The following is a 17,972-nucleotide window of genomic DNA, read 5'->3' on the forward strand; positions in this document are numbered from 1 at the left end:
CGGTCCGAGCAGAATCAGGGACGTGGACCGACGGGTGGCGGGAGACGGATTCTCGGCGTCGCACGCGTCCGTGGTCGGGCACTACACCTACCTCCCGGCCTCCGACTCGTGGACGTGGTCGGACGAGGTGTTCCGGATCCACGGGTTCGAGCCGCACGAGGTGGTGCCCACCAGCGCACTGGTGCTGCGACACATCCACGCGGACGACCGGGCGGCCGCCAAGGAGTCGCGCGCCGCCGCGCTCGAGCGCCACCAGCCGTTCTCCCTGCTCCACCGCATCATCACCGCGCAGGGGCAGGAACGCGTCGTGATGTCGGCGGGTCACGTCGAGCGCGGCCCCGACGGAGGACCGGTGGTGTCGGGCCACCTGATCGACCTCACCGACGTCCGCCGCTCCGCCGTCGACGACGAGCTCGACGACGCGGTCGTCGACTTCGTGGTCCACCGCGCCGTCATCGAGCAGGCCAAGGGCGTGCTGACCCAGCTCTACAGCGTGGACACCGACACCGCGTTCGCGATCCTGCGGGTCTTCTCGATGCACACCCACACCCGGATCCGCGAGGTGGCCGACCACCTCGTCGCGGCCGCGAGCGTCGACGACACTCCCACCAAGGGCCTGGCGCCGCCCGCGCACGACATGCTCGAGCGGCTGTTCCCCGGCAGGGGCACTGCTCAGGCCTGACCCGGCTTGACCGCCAGCACCGGGCACGTCGCCTCCAGGAGGATCCGCTGCGCGGTGCTGCCAAACACGAGCTTGCCGACCGGGGTGCGCTCGCGCAGGCCGAGCACGACCAGCCGGGCATCGAGGCGCTGGGCGACCTGGACGACGGCGTCCGCCGGGTCGCCGAGGTCGGCGCGCTCGACCGTGAGCCGGTCACCCCCGGCCGGCCAGCGCCGGGCGAGCTCGTCGGAGTCAGGCACCGCTGCCCCGCGCACGGCCGGGACCAGCACGACCGGCTCGGACTCGCGAGCGGACTCGACGAGCGCGGCGGCGACCGCGGCGTGGCCGGGCGGGGTGTCGGCGTAGGCGACGACGATGCTCACTGGAGGACTCCCATCGGCAGGTCCACGGGCAGCAGGGACGGCAGCGCGAGCAGCACGACCCCGAGGACGAGGGTGTAGACGATCGCGGTCCGGGTGCGGGCCCGCGCCGCGTAGAGCAGGAAGGCCGGGACGAAGACCAGCGTGGCGGCGAGGTAGCCGCCCAGCATCACCAGCACGAGGAACGTCGCCATCGCGGCGAAGGTGCGTCCGGCGATCACCAGGTCGCGCTGACGGGTCAGCGCCTTGGTGTCGACGACCGTCGCAGGTCGGGTCAGCACGGCGGTGCCTCCCCCACCGAGCGGCTCGTCGGCGACCGGCTCGGCCGGAGCATCCGCCGGGCGGCCTCGTCGGGTCCGCAGCTCCTGCCACGAGAGCACGAGCGCGAGGACCAGGCCGCCGCCGGCGACCAGCCGCGGCATCAGCGCTGCCTCCTCGGAGAACGAGCCGCTCAGCCACAGCGCACCGGCGAAGACCAGCGCAGCGATCGCCGCGAGCGCCGCCGACCAAGTCGTACCGGCCATCGAGCCCTCGAGGTCGTCGAGGCCGTGGTCGTCGTCGGCCTCGTGCTCGTCACGGTGGCCGTCGTCGGCCTGCCCGGCGGTGCCGCGCAGCCGCTTGACCAGCGACCAGAGGACCGGCACGACCAGCACCGCGGCGAAGACCAGCACGCCCGGGCGGGCCATCCAGCTCACCCCGTCGTAGAGGTTGGCGGTGAGGTAGTAGTAGCGCTCCATCGGGATGGCGAGCACGAAGCCGATCAGGAACGGCGCGCGCGGCATGCCCGTCGCCTTGAGGAAGAAGCCGACGACGCCCAGCAGCACCATCACCCACAGGTCGCCGATCTGGCCGCCCTCCTGGAACGCGCCGAGCAGCATGATCACGAGCAGGCCGGGGCCGAGGACCGCGAACGGCACCTTGGTGAGCTTGGCCAGCGAGCCGGTGGCGAGGAAGCAGAGGAACGCACCGGCGACCGAGGCGATCGCGAACGCCCAGACGATGAGGTACATCAGGTCGAGGTGCTCGGTGACGATCGCGGGCCCCGGCTGGATGCCGTAGGTCAGCAGCATCCCGAGCAGCATCGCGGACGGCACGCCGCCGGGGATGCCGAAGAGGAACGTGGGGATCAGGTCGCCGGCCTCGACGGAGTTGTTGGCGCTCTCCGGGCCGACGATGCCGCGCGGGTCGCCCTTGCCGAACTTCCGCTTGTCCTTCGCGGTCGCCACCGCCTGGCCGTACGCCAGCCAGGTGCCGGCGGTCGCGCCGACGCCCGGGAGCACGCCGGCCCAGATGCCGATGAGCGCACCGCGGATCACGTGGGTCCAGTGGGTCAGCCACTCGCGGATGCCCGAGCCCCAGCCGCCGGTGAGCTCGACCGGCTGCTCGGTGATCGTGCGCTGCCCGACGCGGCTGGCGATCTCGGCGAGGCCGAAGATGCCGAGCGCCACCGCGACCAGCGAGACCCCGTCGCTGAGGAACAGCGAGCCGAAGGAGAACCGCTCCTCGGCCGTCGTCGGCGAGGTGCCGACCAGGCCCAGCAGCAGCCCGAGGAAACCGGCGGTCAGGCCCTTGACCACGTTGCCGCGCGACAGCACGGCGGCGAGCGAGACACCGAGGATGGTCAGCATGAACAGCTCGGGGCTGCCGAACGACAGCACCATCGGCCGCGCCAGCGGGATCGCGAGCGTCAGGCCGACCGCGCCGATGAGGCCGCCGGCCATGGAGGAGAGGAAGGCCAGCGACAGGGCGCGCTTGGCCTGTCCCTGCCGGGCCATCGAGTAGCCGTCGAGCATCGTCACGCTCGCCGACGCGGAGCCGGGCGCGCCGAGCAGGACCGCCGCGACGGTGTCGGAGGTGTGCACCACGGCGAGGGCGCCGATCAGCATCGCGAGCGCGGGCTCGGGGTCCATGCCGAACGTGACCGGCAGCAGGATCGCCACGGCGCCGGTCCCGCCGAGGCCGGGGATCAGGCCGATCACCAGGCCGGCGAGCACGCCGACGGCGAGCATGAGGAGGAGCGAGGGGTCGGCCAGGGAGGCCAGGGCGGAGAAGGCAGCGTCAGTCATCGGGGGCCTCAGTCGATCGTGATGTCGTAGTCGGAGGCGAGCAGGTCGAGGACGTCCTCGCGGACGTCGTCGTCGACGCGGTAGGCGTCGCCGATCCGCTCGGCGAGGTCGGTGGAGGCGTCGATCGGGTAACCCCCGAGCACCTCGGCGGCCGACGTCTGGAACGCCGGGTCGGCGCCCATCTCCTCGGCGGTCGAGCGCAGCAGCTCGAGCGCCTCGTCGGGAGTGTCCTCAGGGACCCAGAGGGCCTTCTGGTACGTGTAGGTCAGCGCGAGGATCGCGGTGTAGGTCGCGAGCGCGTCGGCGTCGGGCCGGATGCCGTTGAGCTCCTCGTAGACCTCGACCACGGTCGGGACGTCCGGGAAGTTCGGGTCGCGGACCACCGCGTTGTCCTCGTCGACCTGGCCGAGCGAGAAGAGCGGCACGGCCGTGCCGTCGTCCACCAGCGGCTGCACGGCCGGTCCGTAGGACGACGTGGTCTGGTAGTCGATGTCGACCTCGCCGCGCTGGAGCGCGAGGTTGACCGGCCCGCGGCCCTCGAAGCCGAAGGTCGCCTTCACGTCGGCGCCGAGCAGGTCGAAGGCGAGGAGCGTGGTGAGGTCCAGGCTGGTGGCGGCGATCCCGCCGAACACGAGCGGCTTGTCCCGGTCGACGAGGTCCTTCACCCCGCGCACCCCGGCGCCCGTGCGGGCGTAGACGACCGCGCCGGTGCCGTTGGCCAGGATCGGCCTGAGGTCGGAGAAGTCGTAGCGCACCGACGGCATGCCGAGCAGGTACGGCACGACGGTCGAGGCCGTGCTCACCAGCACCTCGGTGCCGTCGGCGCGCGCCGAGGACATGAAGTGGTTGGTGCCGAGGATGCCCTCGCCACCGTCGTCGTTCACCGGCGCCAGGCCGGGCGAGCCCGGGACCTCGTGGGTCAGCTCGGTCGCGACGAAGCGCGCCCAGGTGTCGGTGCCTCCGCCCTCGGCGAGCGGGATCATCATCTCGACGGTCTCGCCGGCGTAGTCGCCGTCGGTCGTGGAGGCAGCCGGGTTGAGCAGGCCGCCGCCGACCAGCGAGACGCCGACCGCGAGCGCCGTGAAGCCGGCGACGACGGACGCGGCGACCCGCGGGCTCGGTGCCGGACGGTCCGGCTCGGGGACGTGCTGGGTCATGAGTTCCTCCAGGTGAAGCGAGCCTCGTGGGGGGCGGGTGTGTCAAGGGGGCGCGGGCCGCTCATGCGGACACCGACGGCAGCAGGGGCGGGTCGGGCAGTAGCACCGAGCCGGACGCGAGGCGGCGGTAGGTCCGCACCACGCCGACGACCGGCGAGCCGTCGTGCTGCTCCACGAAGGTGCGGACACACCCGGCGGGGGTGTCGAGGCGCAGGCCCTCGTCGGGGCGATCGGGCGCCACGACCTCGTGGACGACGGTCCCGGCGCTGCCGGCCGCGAGGGTGAGGGCGACGGAGCCGGTGACCGGCACGGCCGGGTGGAAGCGGCCCATCGACAGCATCCGCACGGTGAGGTCGGTCTCCGGCCCCTCCGCCTCCGTGGGCGCGGACACCACGGCGAGCTTCGGCACGGCACGCTCGACGGCCTCCTCCGAGTCGGCCAGCCCCATCAGCACGCCCGCCTCACGGCGTACGGCGTCGAGGTGCTCGAGCAGCCCGGGCACCACGTCGAGGTCGGCGATCTCCTCGTCGCCACGGAGGCCGACGTCGGCGGCCCGGACCGCGACGACCGGCGCGCCCGCGTCGACGAGGGTGACGCTCACGCCACCGACCGCGTCGGACAGGCGGTCGCGCTCCCTCCCGGTCGGGAAGAGGCGGCCGGTGCTGCGACCGGCCGGGTCGAGGAAGCCCATCCGCACCGGTGCTCCCGGGAACGGGACTCCGGGGATGTGCTCGGTGGCGCCCTCCTCGAGCCGGCCGCGCGGGGTCGGCACCGACTGGAGGATCACCTGGCCGGTGTTGGTGTTGCGCACCCGGACCGAGGTCTCGGGCGCGGTCGTCGCCACCCAGCCCTCGCGGATCGCGAACGGCGCGACCACGGCCGAGCAGTTGCCGCAGTTGCTGCCCCAGTCGACCTTCGCCTCGTCGATGCCGACCTGGGCGAACGTGTAGTCCACGTCGACCTCGGGGTCGTCCGACGGAGCGAGGATGACGGCCTTGCTGGTGGTGGAGGTGCCGCCGCCCACGCCGTCCACCTGGCGGTGGTCGGGGCTCCCGTAGAGCCGCAGCAGCACCTCGTCGACGGACAGGTCCGGGACCCGCAGGTCGTCGCGGCGGAACACCCAGCACTTGCTGGTCCCCCCGCGCATCCACGTCGCCTCGATCTCGCGCATCCGGCCTCCCGGTCTCGTCGTCCGGCGGCTCCGGACCACGACAGGTTGCGCGCGCAATGACGTGTAGCACAATCACGATCTGGCACACGTTCCTGTAGCAACGCTTCATGGTCGGTGGCGCTCGTCACTCACTCTCGTGCCGACCGGGGCCCTGTACGCGCACTGGACGGACCTTCATGGTCTTGTAGCAGCCCTTCAGGCAGACTGCTGCCGTGCTCGACGTCAAACGACTCCAGGTGCTCCTCGCGATCGTCGAGGAGGGCTCCGTGACCGCCGCGGCGACCGCGCTCGGCTACACGCCGTCCGCGGTCTCGCAGCAGCTGCTGCGCCTCGAGCGCGAGGCCGGGCAGCCGCTGCTCGACCGGCACGCCCGCGGCATGACCCCCACGGACGCCGGACTCGTCCTCGCCACCCACGCGCGCAAGGTGCTGCGCCAGCTGATGGCCGCCGAGGCAGACCTGCAGGACATCGCCGGCGTGCGGCGGGGCAGCGTCACGCTCGGCACCTTCCCCACGGTCGGCAGCTCGTTCCTGCCGCTGGCGGTCCGCCGCTACCGCGAGCTCTACCCCAACATCGCGCTGACCATCAGCAGCGGGCGCGAGGACCACCTCGTGCGGATGCTCGAGGAGGGACGGGTCGCGATGTCGTTCCTCTGGGACTACGCGTGGGCGCGGGTCGACGACGACGAGCTGGTGCTCACCGAGCTCTTCACCGACCCGACCGTGCTGCTGGTCGGAGCGACCCACCGCCTGGCCCGGCGCCGCACGGTCCAGCTGGCCGACCTCGGCGACGAGCCGTGGATCATCCGCGCCGGCGGCCACCCCGTCGTCGAGGTGCTGGAGCGCAGCGCCGTGGCGGCGGGCTTCACCCCGACGATCGCGTTCCAGGCCAACGACTACCAGGAGGCGCAGGCGATGGTCAGCGTCGGCCTCGGCATCGCGCTGGCGCCGCGGACCGCGACGGTCAACCAGCACCCCGACGTCCGCGTGGTCTCGCTCGGGTCCAGCGCCCCGTCGCGGCGGGTGCTCGTCGCCCACCGCTCCGGGCGGGTGCGCAGCGCCGCCGAGCTCGCGCTCCACGACGTGCTGGTCGAGACCGCGGCGACCTACGCCTGAGGCGGAGACGCCACAGGGGCCACGCCGGATGGCGAGGCCCCTGTGGCGGGAGGGCAGGTGGGGTCAGCCCGCCGCCCGCTTGATCCGCAGGGTGGTCCGGAACAGGACCTCGCCCTTGCGGTCGAGGACCCGCAGGACCTTGCGGCCCGAGAGGTTCTCCGGCACCACCTTCCGCGCCACGAACCGGCCGTCGACCACCTTCACCACGGCCAGCTTCCGGCCGCCGAGCGTGATCCGGACCTTGGCGGCGGCCACGTCACGACCGCGGACCTTCAGCACCTTCCCGGCACGCACGGTCCGCTTGACCCGGACCGTCGGCTCCACCGCCGGCGGCGTGGGCGTCGGGGTGGCGGTCGGGCTGGGCGTCGGGGTGGGCGTGGGGCTCGAGGTCGGCGGGACGGTCGGCTCGTCCTCGCCGGTGTACTCGACGTCCACGAACGGCACGATCTTCGCCTGCTGCGGGCCGAAGGCGAAGTAGTCCACCTTCAGGTTCCACCAGTTCCGGTAGTGGGGCGTCACCGTGCCGATGCCGCGGCTGAGCTGCAGGTTCGACAAAGACGAGGCGTAGTCGATGACGATCTCGTTCTCACCGTCGACCAGGAGGCCACTGATGTCGGCGACGGGGTCGGTCCAGCTGACGCCGCCGGTGTAGAGGTCGTCGCCGACCAGAGGGACCTGGGTGCCGGTGCCGTCGTCGATCGTGGGCTTGCCCACGCCTCCCACGTCACGCCTCACCTTGGTGGGGTTGGTCGACACGTGACCACCGACCTTGTGACCGTTGACCCAGACCTCCATGCTCTCGACGAAGCCGTCACCGAGGTCGACGTAGGCCCCGGATGCAGCGTCCGCGTCCCAGTCGAACGTGGCCTCGTAGTGCCCCGTCCCCGAGACGTTCCTGCCGACCTCCGGGATCTGGTCCCAGGTCTTGAGCGTGTCGAGGCTGACGTCGATCGGCGTGGTGACGGTCGACGTCTTCTTGTTGGTGGTGGTCACCCCGTCGACCGACTCGGTGCGGACGAGGTTGCCCGCCACGGGGTTGGGAGTCCACTTCTGGACCGTGAGGTCCCAGTCCCTGATGTCGTAGGGCTGCGGCACCTCGACCTGCTCGGAGACGTCCTCACCGTTGCTGAGCGCGGCGGTCACCCTCCCACTGCGGGTCGTGCGGACGGCCACGCCGTCCTGGGTCGCGAACGCGGAGTCGGCGTTGGTCGAGACCACGTGGAGGCGGCTCTCGTCGGCCTTCTCGAAGGCCAGGAGCGCGATGTTGTTGTAGTCGAGCTCGATCGGGACGATCGTCTTGCCGTCCTCCCAGCGGTAGTCGGCGAGCTCGGTGACGTTGCCGGTCCACGGATCGATCGAGTACGGCACGAAGGTGCCGGGCTTGACCAGGTCGGTCGAGGCGTGCGGACCGGTGCCCGCGTTGCGCACGCTCGGCTTGAGGCTGTTGGCGTGGTACGACCCGTCGTCGAAGTTGTAGACGTAGGTGTACTGGTTGCCGGCGTCGTCCTGGCGGGTCTGCGTGAGCAGCTGCAGGTTCTCCTCGGAGAACCCGGTGTAGGGCTGGACGCCGAGCTCCTGGAGCTTCTCCATGACGTTGTCGTCGTAGCCGCCCGGCGCGTTGCTGAAGTAGTCGAAGTCGTCGTAGACCGTCGCCTGGCGCACCGTCGGCAGCGTCTTGAGCTCGTCCATGACCTTCTTCAGCGCGCCGCTCTTGCCGTCGTTGAACGGCGTGCGCGAGGCAGCGTCCTCCAGCACGACGACCTTCAGGCCCTGCTTGGCCCACGCGAGGATGCGCTTCGCGCCCTCGATGTCGAGCCAGTCCTGGTAGAGGACGATCGCCTTGTAGCCGGCCTTCTCGATCGTCTTCGTCCTCGTGTCGAAGTGGACGTCGTCGTCGAACAGGAACTTCGGGCTGAAGTAGTCGTAGGTGTAGCCGTTGTCCTGCAGCTGCGTGGAGCGGTACGAGATGCCCTGGTGGGCGAGGTTCCAGTTCATCACGCCGTTGTCGTTGCCGATGCCGGCGTTCTTGCTCATGCCGTGGATCCACTGCTGGCGCACGAACCCGACGTCGGCACGTGCCTTGCCGGTCTGCAGCAGCTGCTGCACGCGGCCGAGGTGGGCGTTGAACTCGTCGTAGTCCGCAGAGGTGGGGTTGCGCGAGCCGAGCTGGCGGAAGCCGGTGGGGTTGTGGCCCGGAAGGCGGTGTTGCCGTAGCTGAAGCCCGCGCCCCACACGTGCCAGACGATCCGCTGGAAGCCGGCCGCATACTGCGTGTAGGCGTCGGTGAGGTCGGCCTGCCGGGTGGCGGAGTAGACCGGCATCTGCGCGCCTGTCTCGGTCGACAGGACCTTGTTCTCGAGCTTGGCGCCGCCGGTCCACAGCCGGAAGAGGTCGAGCTGGTTGTACTGGTTGTAGTTCTCGGCCTCGGGGTAGTCGACATCCATGATCGGCTCAGATATCTCCAGCGGCTTGCCGTAGGAGATCTGCGCGCGGGTCTCGATGCCCACCGAGTTGAGCCACTCCTTCAGGGGCCGCAGCATCCGCTCCCGGTAGAGCTGGGTCAGCACGTCCTGGTAGTCGCTGATGATCTGCTCGCGCTTCACGTTCTGGCCTGCGATGCGGTAGTTGCCCGTGTCGTCGAGGTCGAAGTAGGCGTCGAACGAGAAGGACTGCACACCCTTGACGAGGAACAGCCACGGCGTGATGTCGTAGCCCTTGCGCTTCTTGAACTCGGCGGCCATGTCCTCGGACCAGAAGGTGAACTGCGGTGCGGTCGCGACCTTCGCCGTCCACTCACTGCTGCCGCCGGGGTGGATCTCGAGGGAGTCCATGAACAGCTGGACGTCGCCCTCGAGGATCTTGGCCCGGAGTGCCGGGTCGGCGAGGTAGTGCTCCTGCCAGAACGCCTTGAGCGCCTCGACGCCGCGCTTGTCGAAGTAGTTGGTGGTGTAGCTGGGCGTCGCGGCCGGGCTCGAGGCCTGGTACGTGCCCTGGGTCCACATGGCGAAGACCCGATAGGTGCCGTCGGACGGGGCCGTCCAGCTCTTGTTCTGCTCCCAAGAGGTGGCTCCCTGGGTCACCTGGGTGGACAGGTCGACGAAGCTGCTGGGGTCGAGGGTGTCGCCCTCGACGACCCGGTAGGCGTAGGCGGTGACGAACTTCGCGGCCGCCTTCTGCACGCCGACCGGAGGCGTCGGCAGGACTGAGATGCTCTCAGCCGGCGCCACGGTGGAGGTGCCGAGGGTGAGGTTCTGCATCGCGGCCTGGCTGTCGGGGTCGAGACCGGGCACGTTCGACGTCGCCCAGTTCGTGCCGGACGTCAGGTAGACCCCCATGCCGAGATCGAGGAGCTTGTTCATCATGAGGTCCCACTTGTGGGCCCACATCGGACTGCCGTAGCCGTAGGTCGCGTCGGGAGCGACGTTGTCGCCCTGCATCGCGAGCTCGACGCCGCGGTAGCCGCCGTCGTAGAGGTTCTGGATCTCCTCGAGGAGGGTCTCGTCGGTGTGGGACGCCTCCCCCAGCCACCACCGCACGTCGGTGCTGTAGACGCGGTCGGGGTCGACGTACTTCTTCTCGAGCTGCTGGGCGAATTCAGAGGTCTTCTTGACGGCGGGCGACTTCAGGACCGGCGTCGCGACGACCGCTCCGGCAGCCGGTTCGGCCGAGGAGGGGCCCGCTGCGGCGCCGAGCAGGGTGGTCGACGCGCCGACGGCGAGGGCGACGGCGGCGGCGAGCGCCGGGCGCCGGCCTCGCGACGTGGGTACCGGCCCGAGGGCCGACGGTGTGGGACTCATGGTGCTCCTTGGGAGTGAGGTGGTCTTCCCGCGTGCAGGCACGCGGACGCACCGCGTCGACGCAGGGGGCTCGCGGATCCCCTGCGGCGCCGACGGGATGAAACGATCAATTCGTGTCATCGGCCGAAGGTGTTCGACAGCACTGACCCGGAGTGAGAGTGGTAACCGGCCTCAGTCGACAGGAACGAAACGTTTCAACTGCTGACAGAACCTTCACACGCTGTGGCGGGCGTCACAAGACGTGTACGGCGCACTGATGGTTCTGGCACGCCATCACCGGCAGTCATGCCGCAGAGGTCACCCGCGTGCGACAGCCTCGACGACCTCGAGGAACCATCGCACCCCTGGGTCGTTGCGCCGGACGGGGTCGCAGTGCAGCTGGTAGGGCAGCAGCGGGACCGACCACGGCGCCTCGAGGACCGCGACGCCGGCGGCGCCCGCCAGGCGCCGCGCCAGTCGTCCACCGACCAGGCCGAGCAGCTCGGTGCCGGCGACGAGGAAGGGAACGGCCGCGAAGGTCTGGGCCGTCACCCGCACGTCCATCGTGACGCCGAGGTTCGACAGCAACCGCTGACCGGGGACGAACCCGTGGAAGGACGTGGCGACGAAGCCTCGTCCGGCGAGGTCGTCCACGGTCCAGCCACGCGCGTCCTCGGCCATCGAGGGGTCGCAGACGAGTGTCCACCGCTCGGTGAGCAGGTGTCCGGTGGAAGGGAGGTGGTCGTCCTGCCCGGCGGGCAGGAGCATCGCGTCGACCGAGCCGAGCTGGTCGTGGACGGGAGGACCGGCCAGGTCGACGATCTCGAGGGAGGCCAGCGGTGCACCTGCGAGCAGCGCCTGCACCAGGTCGCCGCCACGGGTCACCACGAAGTAGTCGCTCGCCGCCAGGGTGAAACGGCGTCGCGTCTGCGCAGGGTCGAAGTCGTCCCGCTGGGTGAGGACGTCGCCGAGGCGTCGCACCAGCTCCTCGACCTCGGGGAGGAGCGTGGCGGCGAAGGGGGTGAGCACGCTGGTGCGACCTGCCCGCACGAGGAGGTCGTCGCCGAAGTGCTGGCGCAGACGCTGGAGCGACTTGCTCACCGCGGGCTGGGTGAGACCGACCCGACGTGCGGCGGCGCTGACGCTCCTCTCGACGAGCACGGCGTGCAGCGGCACGACGAGGTTGAGGTCGAGGCGACGCAGGTCGAAGACCTCTGCGGGAGACGGACCGTCCACGTCGTCAACCCACGACCACCACGCGCAGGGTCCGCGGACCGTGGACGCCCTCGACCCGGTCGAGCTCGATGTCGCTGGTGGCCGACGGGCCGCTGATCCAGGTCAGCGGTCGCGACGGGTCGAGCAGCGCTAGCGCGTCGGCGACGTCGGCGACGACCTGCGCGGCGTCGACGACGCAGACGTGGAGGTCGGGCACGAGCGTGATCGCACGACGCCCCTGGTCGTCGCGGTGGTCGAGGACGATCGTGCCGGTCTCGGCGACGCCGACCGCGGCGCGGGTGACGACCGCGTCGAGCGCGTCGAGGTCGGCAGCGGTGAGCCCGTCGTCAACAACCGATCCGGCGACCTCGATGCCCAGACCCGGCGGGACGACGGGGCGCGCCGTCCCGAGGGCCGCGGCCACGACCGCGGCCACCTCGTCGGGCGCGCAGCGGGTGACCTCGGCTCGGTAGTCCTCGACCCGCTCCGCGAACAGCGCGACCAGGTCGCCACGGTCGGGTACGCGCGGGGCCGCAGGGAGGTCGGTCACGGGCGACACGCCGTCCAGGGCGGAGCGGACACGCCGCAGGATGTCGTCGCGAGCGCTCACGTCGGGCCCTCCCCCGTGTGACCAGGCTCTGAGCGGCCGCCGTCGGTCCGCTCCCACCACTCCCGGAACGACTCCTCCGGCGGGGCGGGCAGGTCGCGGGCGCCGGTCCACGCCGCGCCAGGCCCCGGCAGGCGTCCGGCGGCGGCGCGGCCGCCGGGCAGGGACGTACGGGAGAACCGGCCGAGCAGTCGGCCCCCGAGGCCGGACGCGCGCTCGGCCAGCGCCAGGCGCTTCGCGGACGAGAAGGTCCACGCGGCCGCCTTCATGGCCACCGCCTCAGGCCAATGAGATCCACGCCGTGGGACCCGGTCGCCGCGGTGGGAGTCGACGACCGCGGCGCGCTGGTCGACCAGCACCGACGGGATGTCGATCCGGACGGGGCAGACCTCGAAGCACGCGCCGCAGAGCGAGGAGGCGTAGGGCAGGGAGGCGGTCTGCTCGTCCTCGATGCCCCTCAGCAGCGGATTGAGGATCGCGCCGATCGGGCCGGGGTAGACCGAGCCGTAGGCGTGGCCGCCCGTCCGCTCGTAGACCGGGCAGACGTTGAGGCACGCCGAGCAGCGGATGCAGCGCAGCGCCTGGCGCCCGACGTCGTCGGCGAGCGCGCGGGTGCGGCCGTTGTCGAGCAGGACGACGTGGACCTCCTGCGGCCCGTCGCCGGGCGTCACGCCCGACCAGGTCGACGTATAGGGATTCATCCGCTCGCCGGTCGACGAGCGCGGCAGCAGCCGCAGCATGGGGTCGAGGTCGGACCAGGTGGCGACGACCTTCTCGATGCCGACGACGCTGACCAGGACCGCGGGGAGCGTCAGGCACATCCGGCCGTTGCCCTCGGACTCGACGACGACGAGGGTGCCGGTGTCGGCCACCGCGAAGTTCGCGCCGCTCACGCCGACCTTGGCGCGCAGGAACTTCTCGCGCAGGTGCTCGCGGGCGGCGCCGGCGAGCACCGCGGGCTCGTCGGTCAGGTCGGCCGGGGCGGGTCGCCCGACGGCGGCCATCCGGCGCAGGAAGATCTCGCGCACCTCGGCGCGGTTGCGGTGGATCGCCGGCACGAGGATGTGGGACGGCAGGTCCTCGCCGAGCTGGACGATGAGCTCGGCCAGGTCGGTCTCCCAGGCGGCGATGCCCTCGGCCTCGAGCGCCTCGTTGAGCCCGATCTCCGCGGTCGCCATCGACTTGACCTTCACGACCTCGTCGGCGCCGTGGTCCTTCGCGACGGACGCGACGATCGCGCACGCCTCCTCGGCGTCGCGAGCCCAGTGGACGGTGGCGCCGGCCCGGACCAGCGAGGCCTCGAGGGTCTCGAGGTGGGTGGCGAGGTCGCGCAGCGCGGCCTCCTTGACCGCGGCGCCGGCGACGCGGAGCTCCTCCCAGTCCTCGACCTCGGCGACCACCTTCGCGCGCTTGTCGCGGATGGTGCGGGTGGCGTGGGCGAGGTTGCGCCGCAGCTGGGTGTCGCCGAGGGCGGCACGCGCGGCCTCGGGGAAGGCCGGCATCCCGACGAACGTGGCGCTCATGCGTCCTCCTCCGTGCTGGCCAGGACCTCGGCGAGGTGCATGACTCGTACGCCCGCGCGCTGCCGCGACAGCACGCCACCGACGTGCATCAGGCACGAGCTGTCGCCCGCGACCAGGACCTCGGCGCCGGTGTCGCGGACGTGGCGGGCCTTGTCGGCGCCCATCGCGACGGACGTGTCGGCGTTCTTGACCGCGAACGTCCCGCCGAACCCGCAGCACTCGGTCGCGTGGGGCAGGTCGACCAGCTCGATGCCGCGCACCGCCTCGAGCAGCCGGGTGGGCCGGTCGCCGACCCCGAGCATCCGCAGGCTGTGGCAGGTCGGGTGGTAGGTCACGCGATGCGGGAAGTAGGCCCCCACGTCGGTCACGCCGAGCACGTCGACGAGGAACTCGGTCAGCTCGTGGGTCCGCGGGCCGGTCTTCGCGACCGCCGCCGCCAGCGCCGGGTCACCCGAGCGCTCCGCGACGATCGAGTGCTGGTGGCGCGCTGAGCCGGCGCACGATCCCGACGGCGTGACGATCGCGTCGTAGCCGGCGAACGCGTCGACGAAGGTCCGCACGACCGGCACCGCCTCGTCGAGGTAGCCGGTGTTGACCATCGGCTGCCCGCAGCACGTCTGCGCGGCCGGGAAGTCGACGTCGACCCCGAGGCGCCGCAGCAGCCGCACGACCGCCTTCCCCACGTCGGGGAACATCGCGTCGTTGACGCAGGTGACCTGCAGGGCGATCCTCACGTCTCGCATCCTCCCACCACGCGCCGCTCGGCCGCGTCCCAGTCGAGACCGGCACGCGGGTCGTGCCGGCGTACGTCGTGGGTCTCGCGCACGAGCGCACGCATCGCGGAGAGGTCGGGGAGGTCGGCGCCGAGGGCGCGGGCCTGGACGAGCGCGTTGCCGAGGGCGGCGGCCTCGGCGGGGCCGGCGAGCACCGGGACGCCGAGGGCGTCCGCGGTGAGCTGGCAGAGCAGGTGGTTGTGCGCGCCGCCGCCGACGACGTGCACGACGTCGAGGTCCTGCCCGGCCAACCGGGCGGCGGTGCGCAGGTGGCGGCGGTAGGCCAGGGCCAGGCTGTCGAGGACGCAGCGGGTGATCTCGCCCGGGGTCTGGGGCACCGGCTCACCGGCGGCCCGCGCGAGCGCGACGACCCGCTCGGGCATCGGGTCGGTCGCGGTGCCGGGGCCGAGCAGCGAGGGGTGGTTGATGTCGATGACGGTGCGCAGCGGCGCCGCGGTGCTCGCGCCGGAGAGGAGGGACGCGAGGTCGGTGGCAGGAGTGCCTCGGTCCTTCCACGCGCGCAGGCACTCCGAGAGCACCCACAGGCCCATCACGTTCTTGAGGAAGCGGATCGTGCCGTCGACGCCGCCCTCGTTGGTGAAGTCGGCCTCGCGCGCCTCGTCGGTCAGGACGGGGGCGTCGAGCTCGAGGCCGACGAGCGACCACGTGCCGGACGAGATGTAGCCGAAGCCCGGCTCGGAGGCCGGGACGGCGACGACGGCCGACGCGGTGTCGTGCGACCCGACGGCGACCACCGGCACGTCGTCGGTGCCGAGGTCGGCGGCCACCTCCGGGCGCAGCGGGCCGACCACCGAGCCGGCGTCGCGCAGGGCGGGGAGGATCGACCACGGCAGTCCGAGGCGCCGCGCGAGGTCGCTGGACCACTCCCCCGTCGTCACGTCGAGCAGGCCGGTGGTGGAGGCGTTGGTGCGCTCGGCGCCGACCTGCCCGGTCAGCCAGTAGTCGAGCAGGTCGGGCAGCAGCAACAACGTGTGGGCCGACTCCAGGGCCGCGCTGCCACGGGCGGCGACAAGCTGGAAGACGGTGGTGAACGGCAGCTGCTGGAGGCCGTTCACGGCGTACTGCTCCCGCACGTCGACGGTCCTCGCGACGAGCTCCGGTACGTCGCGGGTCCGCGGGTCGCGGTGGCTGTGGGGGTTGCCGAGCAGCTCCCCGTCGCGGTCGAGCAGGCCGTAGTCGACCGCCCACGAGTCGACGCCGATGCCGTGGAGGTCGCCGGTCCGGGCGACCTCGGCGATCCCGGCGAGCACCTCGCGGTGGATCCCGAGGACGTCCCAGAACAGCGAACCGCCGACCGGCACTCCCCCGTTGGGGAACCGGTGCGCCTCGGTCAGCGTGAGCACCCCGGGCCCCACGCGCGCGGCCATCACCCGGCCGCTGGTCGCGCCGAGGTCGACGGCCGCGACGCGCAGGGTCGCGGTCACCGCAGGAACGCCGCGGCCACGCCGGCGTCGACGGGGATGTGCAGGCCGGTGGTGTGGCTGAGCTCGGCGGAGCAGAGCACGAAGACCGCGTTGGCGATGTTGTCCGGCAGCACCTCGCGCTTGAGGATCGTGCGCTGGGCGTAGAACTTGCCGAGGTCCTGCTCCTCCACGCCGTAGACGGCGGCGCGGTTCGCGCCCCAGCCCGACGCGAAGATGCCCGAGCCCTGGACGACGCCGTCGGGGTTGACGCCGTTGACCTTGATGCCGTGCTCGCCGAGCTCGGCGGCCAGCAGCCGCACCTGGTGGGCCTGGTCGGCCTTGGCGGCGCCGTAGGCGACGTTGTTGGGGCCGGCGAAGATCGAGTTCTTCGAGGAGATGTAGACGATGTCGCCGCCCATCCCCTGCGCGATCATCGCCCGCGCGGCGGCCTGCGCGACGAGGAACGAGCCCTTGGCCATCACGTCGTGCTGGAGGTCCCAGTCCTGCTCGGTGGTCTCGAGCAGGGAGCGCGAGAGCGAGAGGCCGGCGTTGTTGACGACGAGGTCGACGCCGCCGAAGGCGAGCACCGTCGCGTCGACGGCGGCCTGCACAGCGGCGGCGTCCGACACGTCGACCTGCACGCCGACCGCGACGTCGGTCGAGCCGCCAAGCTCATCGGAAATGGCTGCCGCAGCCGCCTGCGCCTTCTCCAGCGACAGGTCGGCGATGACGACGGCCGCGCCCTCGGCGGCGAGCCTGCGCGCCGTGGCGAGGCCGATGCCGGACGCGGCGCCGGTGACCAGCGCGACACGGGTCGCCAGCGGCTTCGGCTTCGGCATCCGCTGGAGCTTGGCCTCCTCGAGCGCCCAGTACTCGATGCGGAACTTCTCCGCCTCGTCGATCGGGGCGTACGACGACAGCCCCTCGGCCCCGCGCATCACGTTGATCGCGTTGACGTAGAACTCGCCGGCGACGCGGGCGGTCTGCTTGTCCTTGCCGAAGCTGAACATGCCGACGCCGGGCACCAGCACGATGAGGGGGTCCTTGCCGCGGATCGCCGGGCTGTCGGGGGTGGCGTGGCGGTCGTAGTAGGCCTGGTAGTCCTCGCGGTAGGACACCGCGAGCTCCTGGAGCCGGGCGATGCTGTCCTCCACGGAGGCAGAGGCCGGGAGGTCGAGGACCAGTGGCTTGACCTTGGTGCGGAGGAAGTGGTCGGGGCACGAGGTGCCGAGCGCGCCGAGTCGGGGGTGCTCGGCGTGGGCGAGGAAGTCGAGGACCTCGTCGGTGTCGGTGAAGTGGCCGACCATCGGCCGGTCCGCCGACGCGATACCGCGGACCGTCGGCGCGAGGGCCGCGGCCTTCGCCCGGCGCTCGTCCTCCGGCAGGGCGGCGTAGCCCTCGAGCGCGGGGCCGAACGGCTCGGCCTTCGAGTGCTCGGCGATGTAGGAGGCGGCGGCCTCGATGATCCAGAGGCTGTTGGCCTCGGCCTCCTCGCTCGTGTCGCCCCACGCGGTGATGCCGTGGCCACCGAGGATGCAGCCGCGCGCCTGCGGGTTCTTCTCCTTGATCTCGGCGATGTCGAGGCCGAGCTGGAAGCCGGGACGGCGCCACGGCACCCACACGACCTGGTCGCCGAAGATCGTGGTGGTGAGCTCCTGGCCGTCGGCGGACGTCGCGATCGCGATGCCGGAGTCGGGGTGCAGGTGGTCGACGTGGGCGGCGTCGACGAGCCCGTGCATCGCGGTGTCGATCGACGGCGCGGCGCCGCCCTTGCCGTGCAGGCAGTAGTCGAACGCCGCGACCATCTCGTCCTCGCGCTCGAGCCCGGGGTAGACGTCGACGAGCGCCCGCATCCGGTCCAGGCGGAGCACGGCCAGGCCCGACGGGGTCAGGGTGCCGAGGTCGCCGCCGGAACCCTTCACCCAGACCAGCTCGACGTCCTCGCCGGTGACCGGGTCGGTCTCGGTGCCCTTGGCGGAGGTGTTGCCGCCGGCGTAGTTGGTGTTGCGGGGGTCGGCGCCCAGCCGGTTCGAGCGCTCGACGAGCGCGGCGACGGTGGGGTTGAGGTCGTTCACGGTGCAGTTCCTTCGGGTCGGGACGGAGG

Annotated in this window: 14 protein-coding genes; 2 read left to right on the top strand and 12 right to left on the bottom strand. The window is 71.9% G+C overall.

Annotation, left to right across the window (positions count from 1 at the left end):
- Positions 1–22: 22 nt before the first annotated feature.
- The gene (locus KDN32_RS18780; RefSeq protein ID WP_211733759.1) at positions 23–682 is read left to right on the top strand and encodes a PAS and ANTAR domain-containing protein; all 660 of its coding nucleotides are present in this window, start codon (positions 23–25) and stop codon (positions 680–682) included.
- Here KDN32_RS18780 and KDN32_RS18785 read toward each other — a convergent pair.
- The 4 genes from KDN32_RS18785 to KDN32_RS18800 form a co-directional block, all read right to left on the bottom strand.
- Positions 673–1,044 (bottom strand): universal stress protein, encoded by a 372-nt coding sequence (locus KDN32_RS18785; RefSeq protein ID WP_307854217.1) that lies wholly within the window; start codon positions 1,042–1,044, stop codon positions 673–675. The genes KDN32_RS18780 and KDN32_RS18785 overlap by 10 nt on opposite strands.
- Positions 1,041–3,107, bottom strand: a complete 2,067-nt coding sequence (locus KDN32_RS18790) for a tripartite tricarboxylate transporter permease (RefSeq protein WP_211733760.1) — start codon at positions 3,105–3,107, stop codon at positions 1,041–1,043. Before KDN32_RS18790 ends, KDN32_RS18785 begins: the two co-directional genes overlap by 4 nt.
- Before the next feature lie 8 nt (positions 3,108–3,115).
- Positions 3,116–4,264 (bottom strand): Bug family tripartite tricarboxylate transporter substrate binding protein, encoded by a 1,149-nt coding sequence (locus tag KDN32_RS18795; protein WP_211733761.1) that lies wholly within the window; start codon positions 4,262–4,264, stop codon positions 3,116–3,118.
- Between the two features lie 61 nt (positions 4,265–4,325).
- Positions 4,326–5,435 (bottom strand): PrpF domain-containing protein, encoded by a 1,110-nt coding sequence (locus KDN32_RS18800; protein WP_211733762.1) that lies wholly within the window; start codon positions 5,433–5,435, stop codon positions 4,326–4,328.
- A 212-nt stretch (positions 5,436–5,647) separates the two neighbouring features.
- Between KDN32_RS18800 and KDN32_RS18805 the strand changes: the two genes are divergently transcribed.
- A complete protein-coding gene (locus KDN32_RS18805; RefSeq protein ID WP_211733763.1) occupies positions 5,648–6,550 on the top strand; it encodes a LysR family transcriptional regulator in 903 nt (300 codons plus the stop codon).
- Between the two features lie 63 nt (positions 6,551–6,613).
- On the opposite strand, the gene KDN32_RS18810 is transcribed toward KDN32_RS18805, so the two are convergent.
- The 8 genes from KDN32_RS18810 to KDN32_RS18845 form a co-directional block, all read right to left on the bottom strand.
- Positions 6,614–8,656, bottom strand: a complete 2,043-nt coding sequence (locus tag KDN32_RS18810) for a hypothetical protein (protein WP_211733764.1) — start codon at positions 8,654–8,656, stop codon at positions 6,614–6,616.
- The gene (locus tag KDN32_RS18815) at positions 8,581–10,347 is read right to left on the bottom strand and encodes a hypothetical protein (protein WP_211733765.1); all 1,767 of its coding nucleotides are present in this window, start codon (positions 10,345–10,347) and stop codon (positions 8,581–8,583) included. The genes KDN32_RS18810 and KDN32_RS18815 overlap by 76 nt, the downstream gene beginning before the upstream one ends.
- 297 nt (positions 10,348–10,644) lie before the next feature.
- On the bottom strand, positions 10,645–11,562 hold the full coding sequence (locus KDN32_RS18820; protein ID WP_211733766.1) for a LysR family transcriptional regulator: 918 nt from the start codon (positions 11,560–11,562) through the stop codon (positions 10,645–10,647).
- A 4-nt stretch (positions 11,563–11,566) separates the two neighbouring features.
- Positions 11,567–12,151: a LutC/YkgG family protein gene (locus tag KDN32_RS18825; RefSeq protein ID WP_211733767.1), complete on the bottom strand. Its 585-nt coding sequence runs from the start codon at positions 12,149–12,151 to the stop codon at positions 11,567–11,569.
- Positions 12,148–13,671 (bottom strand): lactate utilization protein B, encoded by a 1,524-nt coding sequence (locus KDN32_RS18830; protein WP_211733768.1) that lies wholly within the window; start codon positions 13,669–13,671, stop codon positions 12,148–12,150. Before KDN32_RS18830 ends, KDN32_RS18825 begins: the two co-directional genes overlap by 4 nt.
- Positions 13,668–14,414, bottom strand: a complete 747-nt coding sequence (locus KDN32_RS18835) for a (Fe-S)-binding protein (RefSeq protein WP_211733769.1) — start codon at positions 14,412–14,414, stop codon at positions 13,668–13,670. Before KDN32_RS18835 ends, KDN32_RS18830 begins: the two co-directional genes overlap by 4 nt.
- On the bottom strand, positions 14,402–15,889 hold the full coding sequence (locus tag KDN32_RS18840; RefSeq protein ID WP_307854219.1) for a rhamnulokinase: 1,488 nt from the start codon (positions 15,887–15,889) through the stop codon (positions 14,402–14,404). The genes KDN32_RS18835 and KDN32_RS18840 overlap by 13 nt, the downstream gene beginning before the upstream one ends.
- Positions 15,886–17,943, bottom strand: a complete 2,058-nt coding sequence (locus KDN32_RS18845) for a bifunctional aldolase/short-chain dehydrogenase (protein ID WP_211733770.1) — start codon at positions 17,941–17,943, stop codon at positions 15,886–15,888. The genes KDN32_RS18840 and KDN32_RS18845 overlap by 4 nt, the downstream gene beginning before the upstream one ends.
- Positions 17,944–17,972: the final 29 nt, after the last annotated feature.

The sequence above is a fragment of the Nocardioides palaemonis genome, assembly GCF_018275325.1.
Classification (GTDB): Bacteria; Actinomycetota; Actinomycetes; order Propionibacteriales; family Nocardioidaceae; genus Nocardioides; species Nocardioides palaemonis.

Coding starts and splice junctions, on each gene's coding strand:
- KDN32_RS18790 (WP_211733760.1), bottom strand. CDS start 3,107: ATGACTGACGCTGCCTTCTCCGCCCTGGCCTCCCTGGCCGACCCCTCG.
- KDN32_RS18795 (WP_211733761.1), bottom strand. CDS start 4,264: ATGACCCAGCACGTCCCCGAGCCGGACCGTCCGGCACCGAGCCCGCGG.
- KDN32_RS18800 (WP_211733762.1), bottom strand. CDS start 5,435: ATGCGCGAGATCGAGGCGACGTGGATGCGCGGGGGGACCAGCAAGTGC.
- KDN32_RS18815 (WP_211733765.1), bottom strand. CDS start 10,347: ATGAGTCCCACACCGTCGGCCCTCGGGCCGGTACCCACGTCGCGAGGC.
- KDN32_RS18830 (WP_211733768.1), bottom strand. CDS start 13,671: ATGAGCGCCACGTTCGTCGGGATGCCGGCCTTCCCCGAGGCCGCGCGT.
- KDN32_RS18835 (WP_211733769.1), bottom strand. CDS start 14,414: ATGCGAGACGTGAGGATCGCCCTGCAGGTCACCTGCGTCAACGACGCG.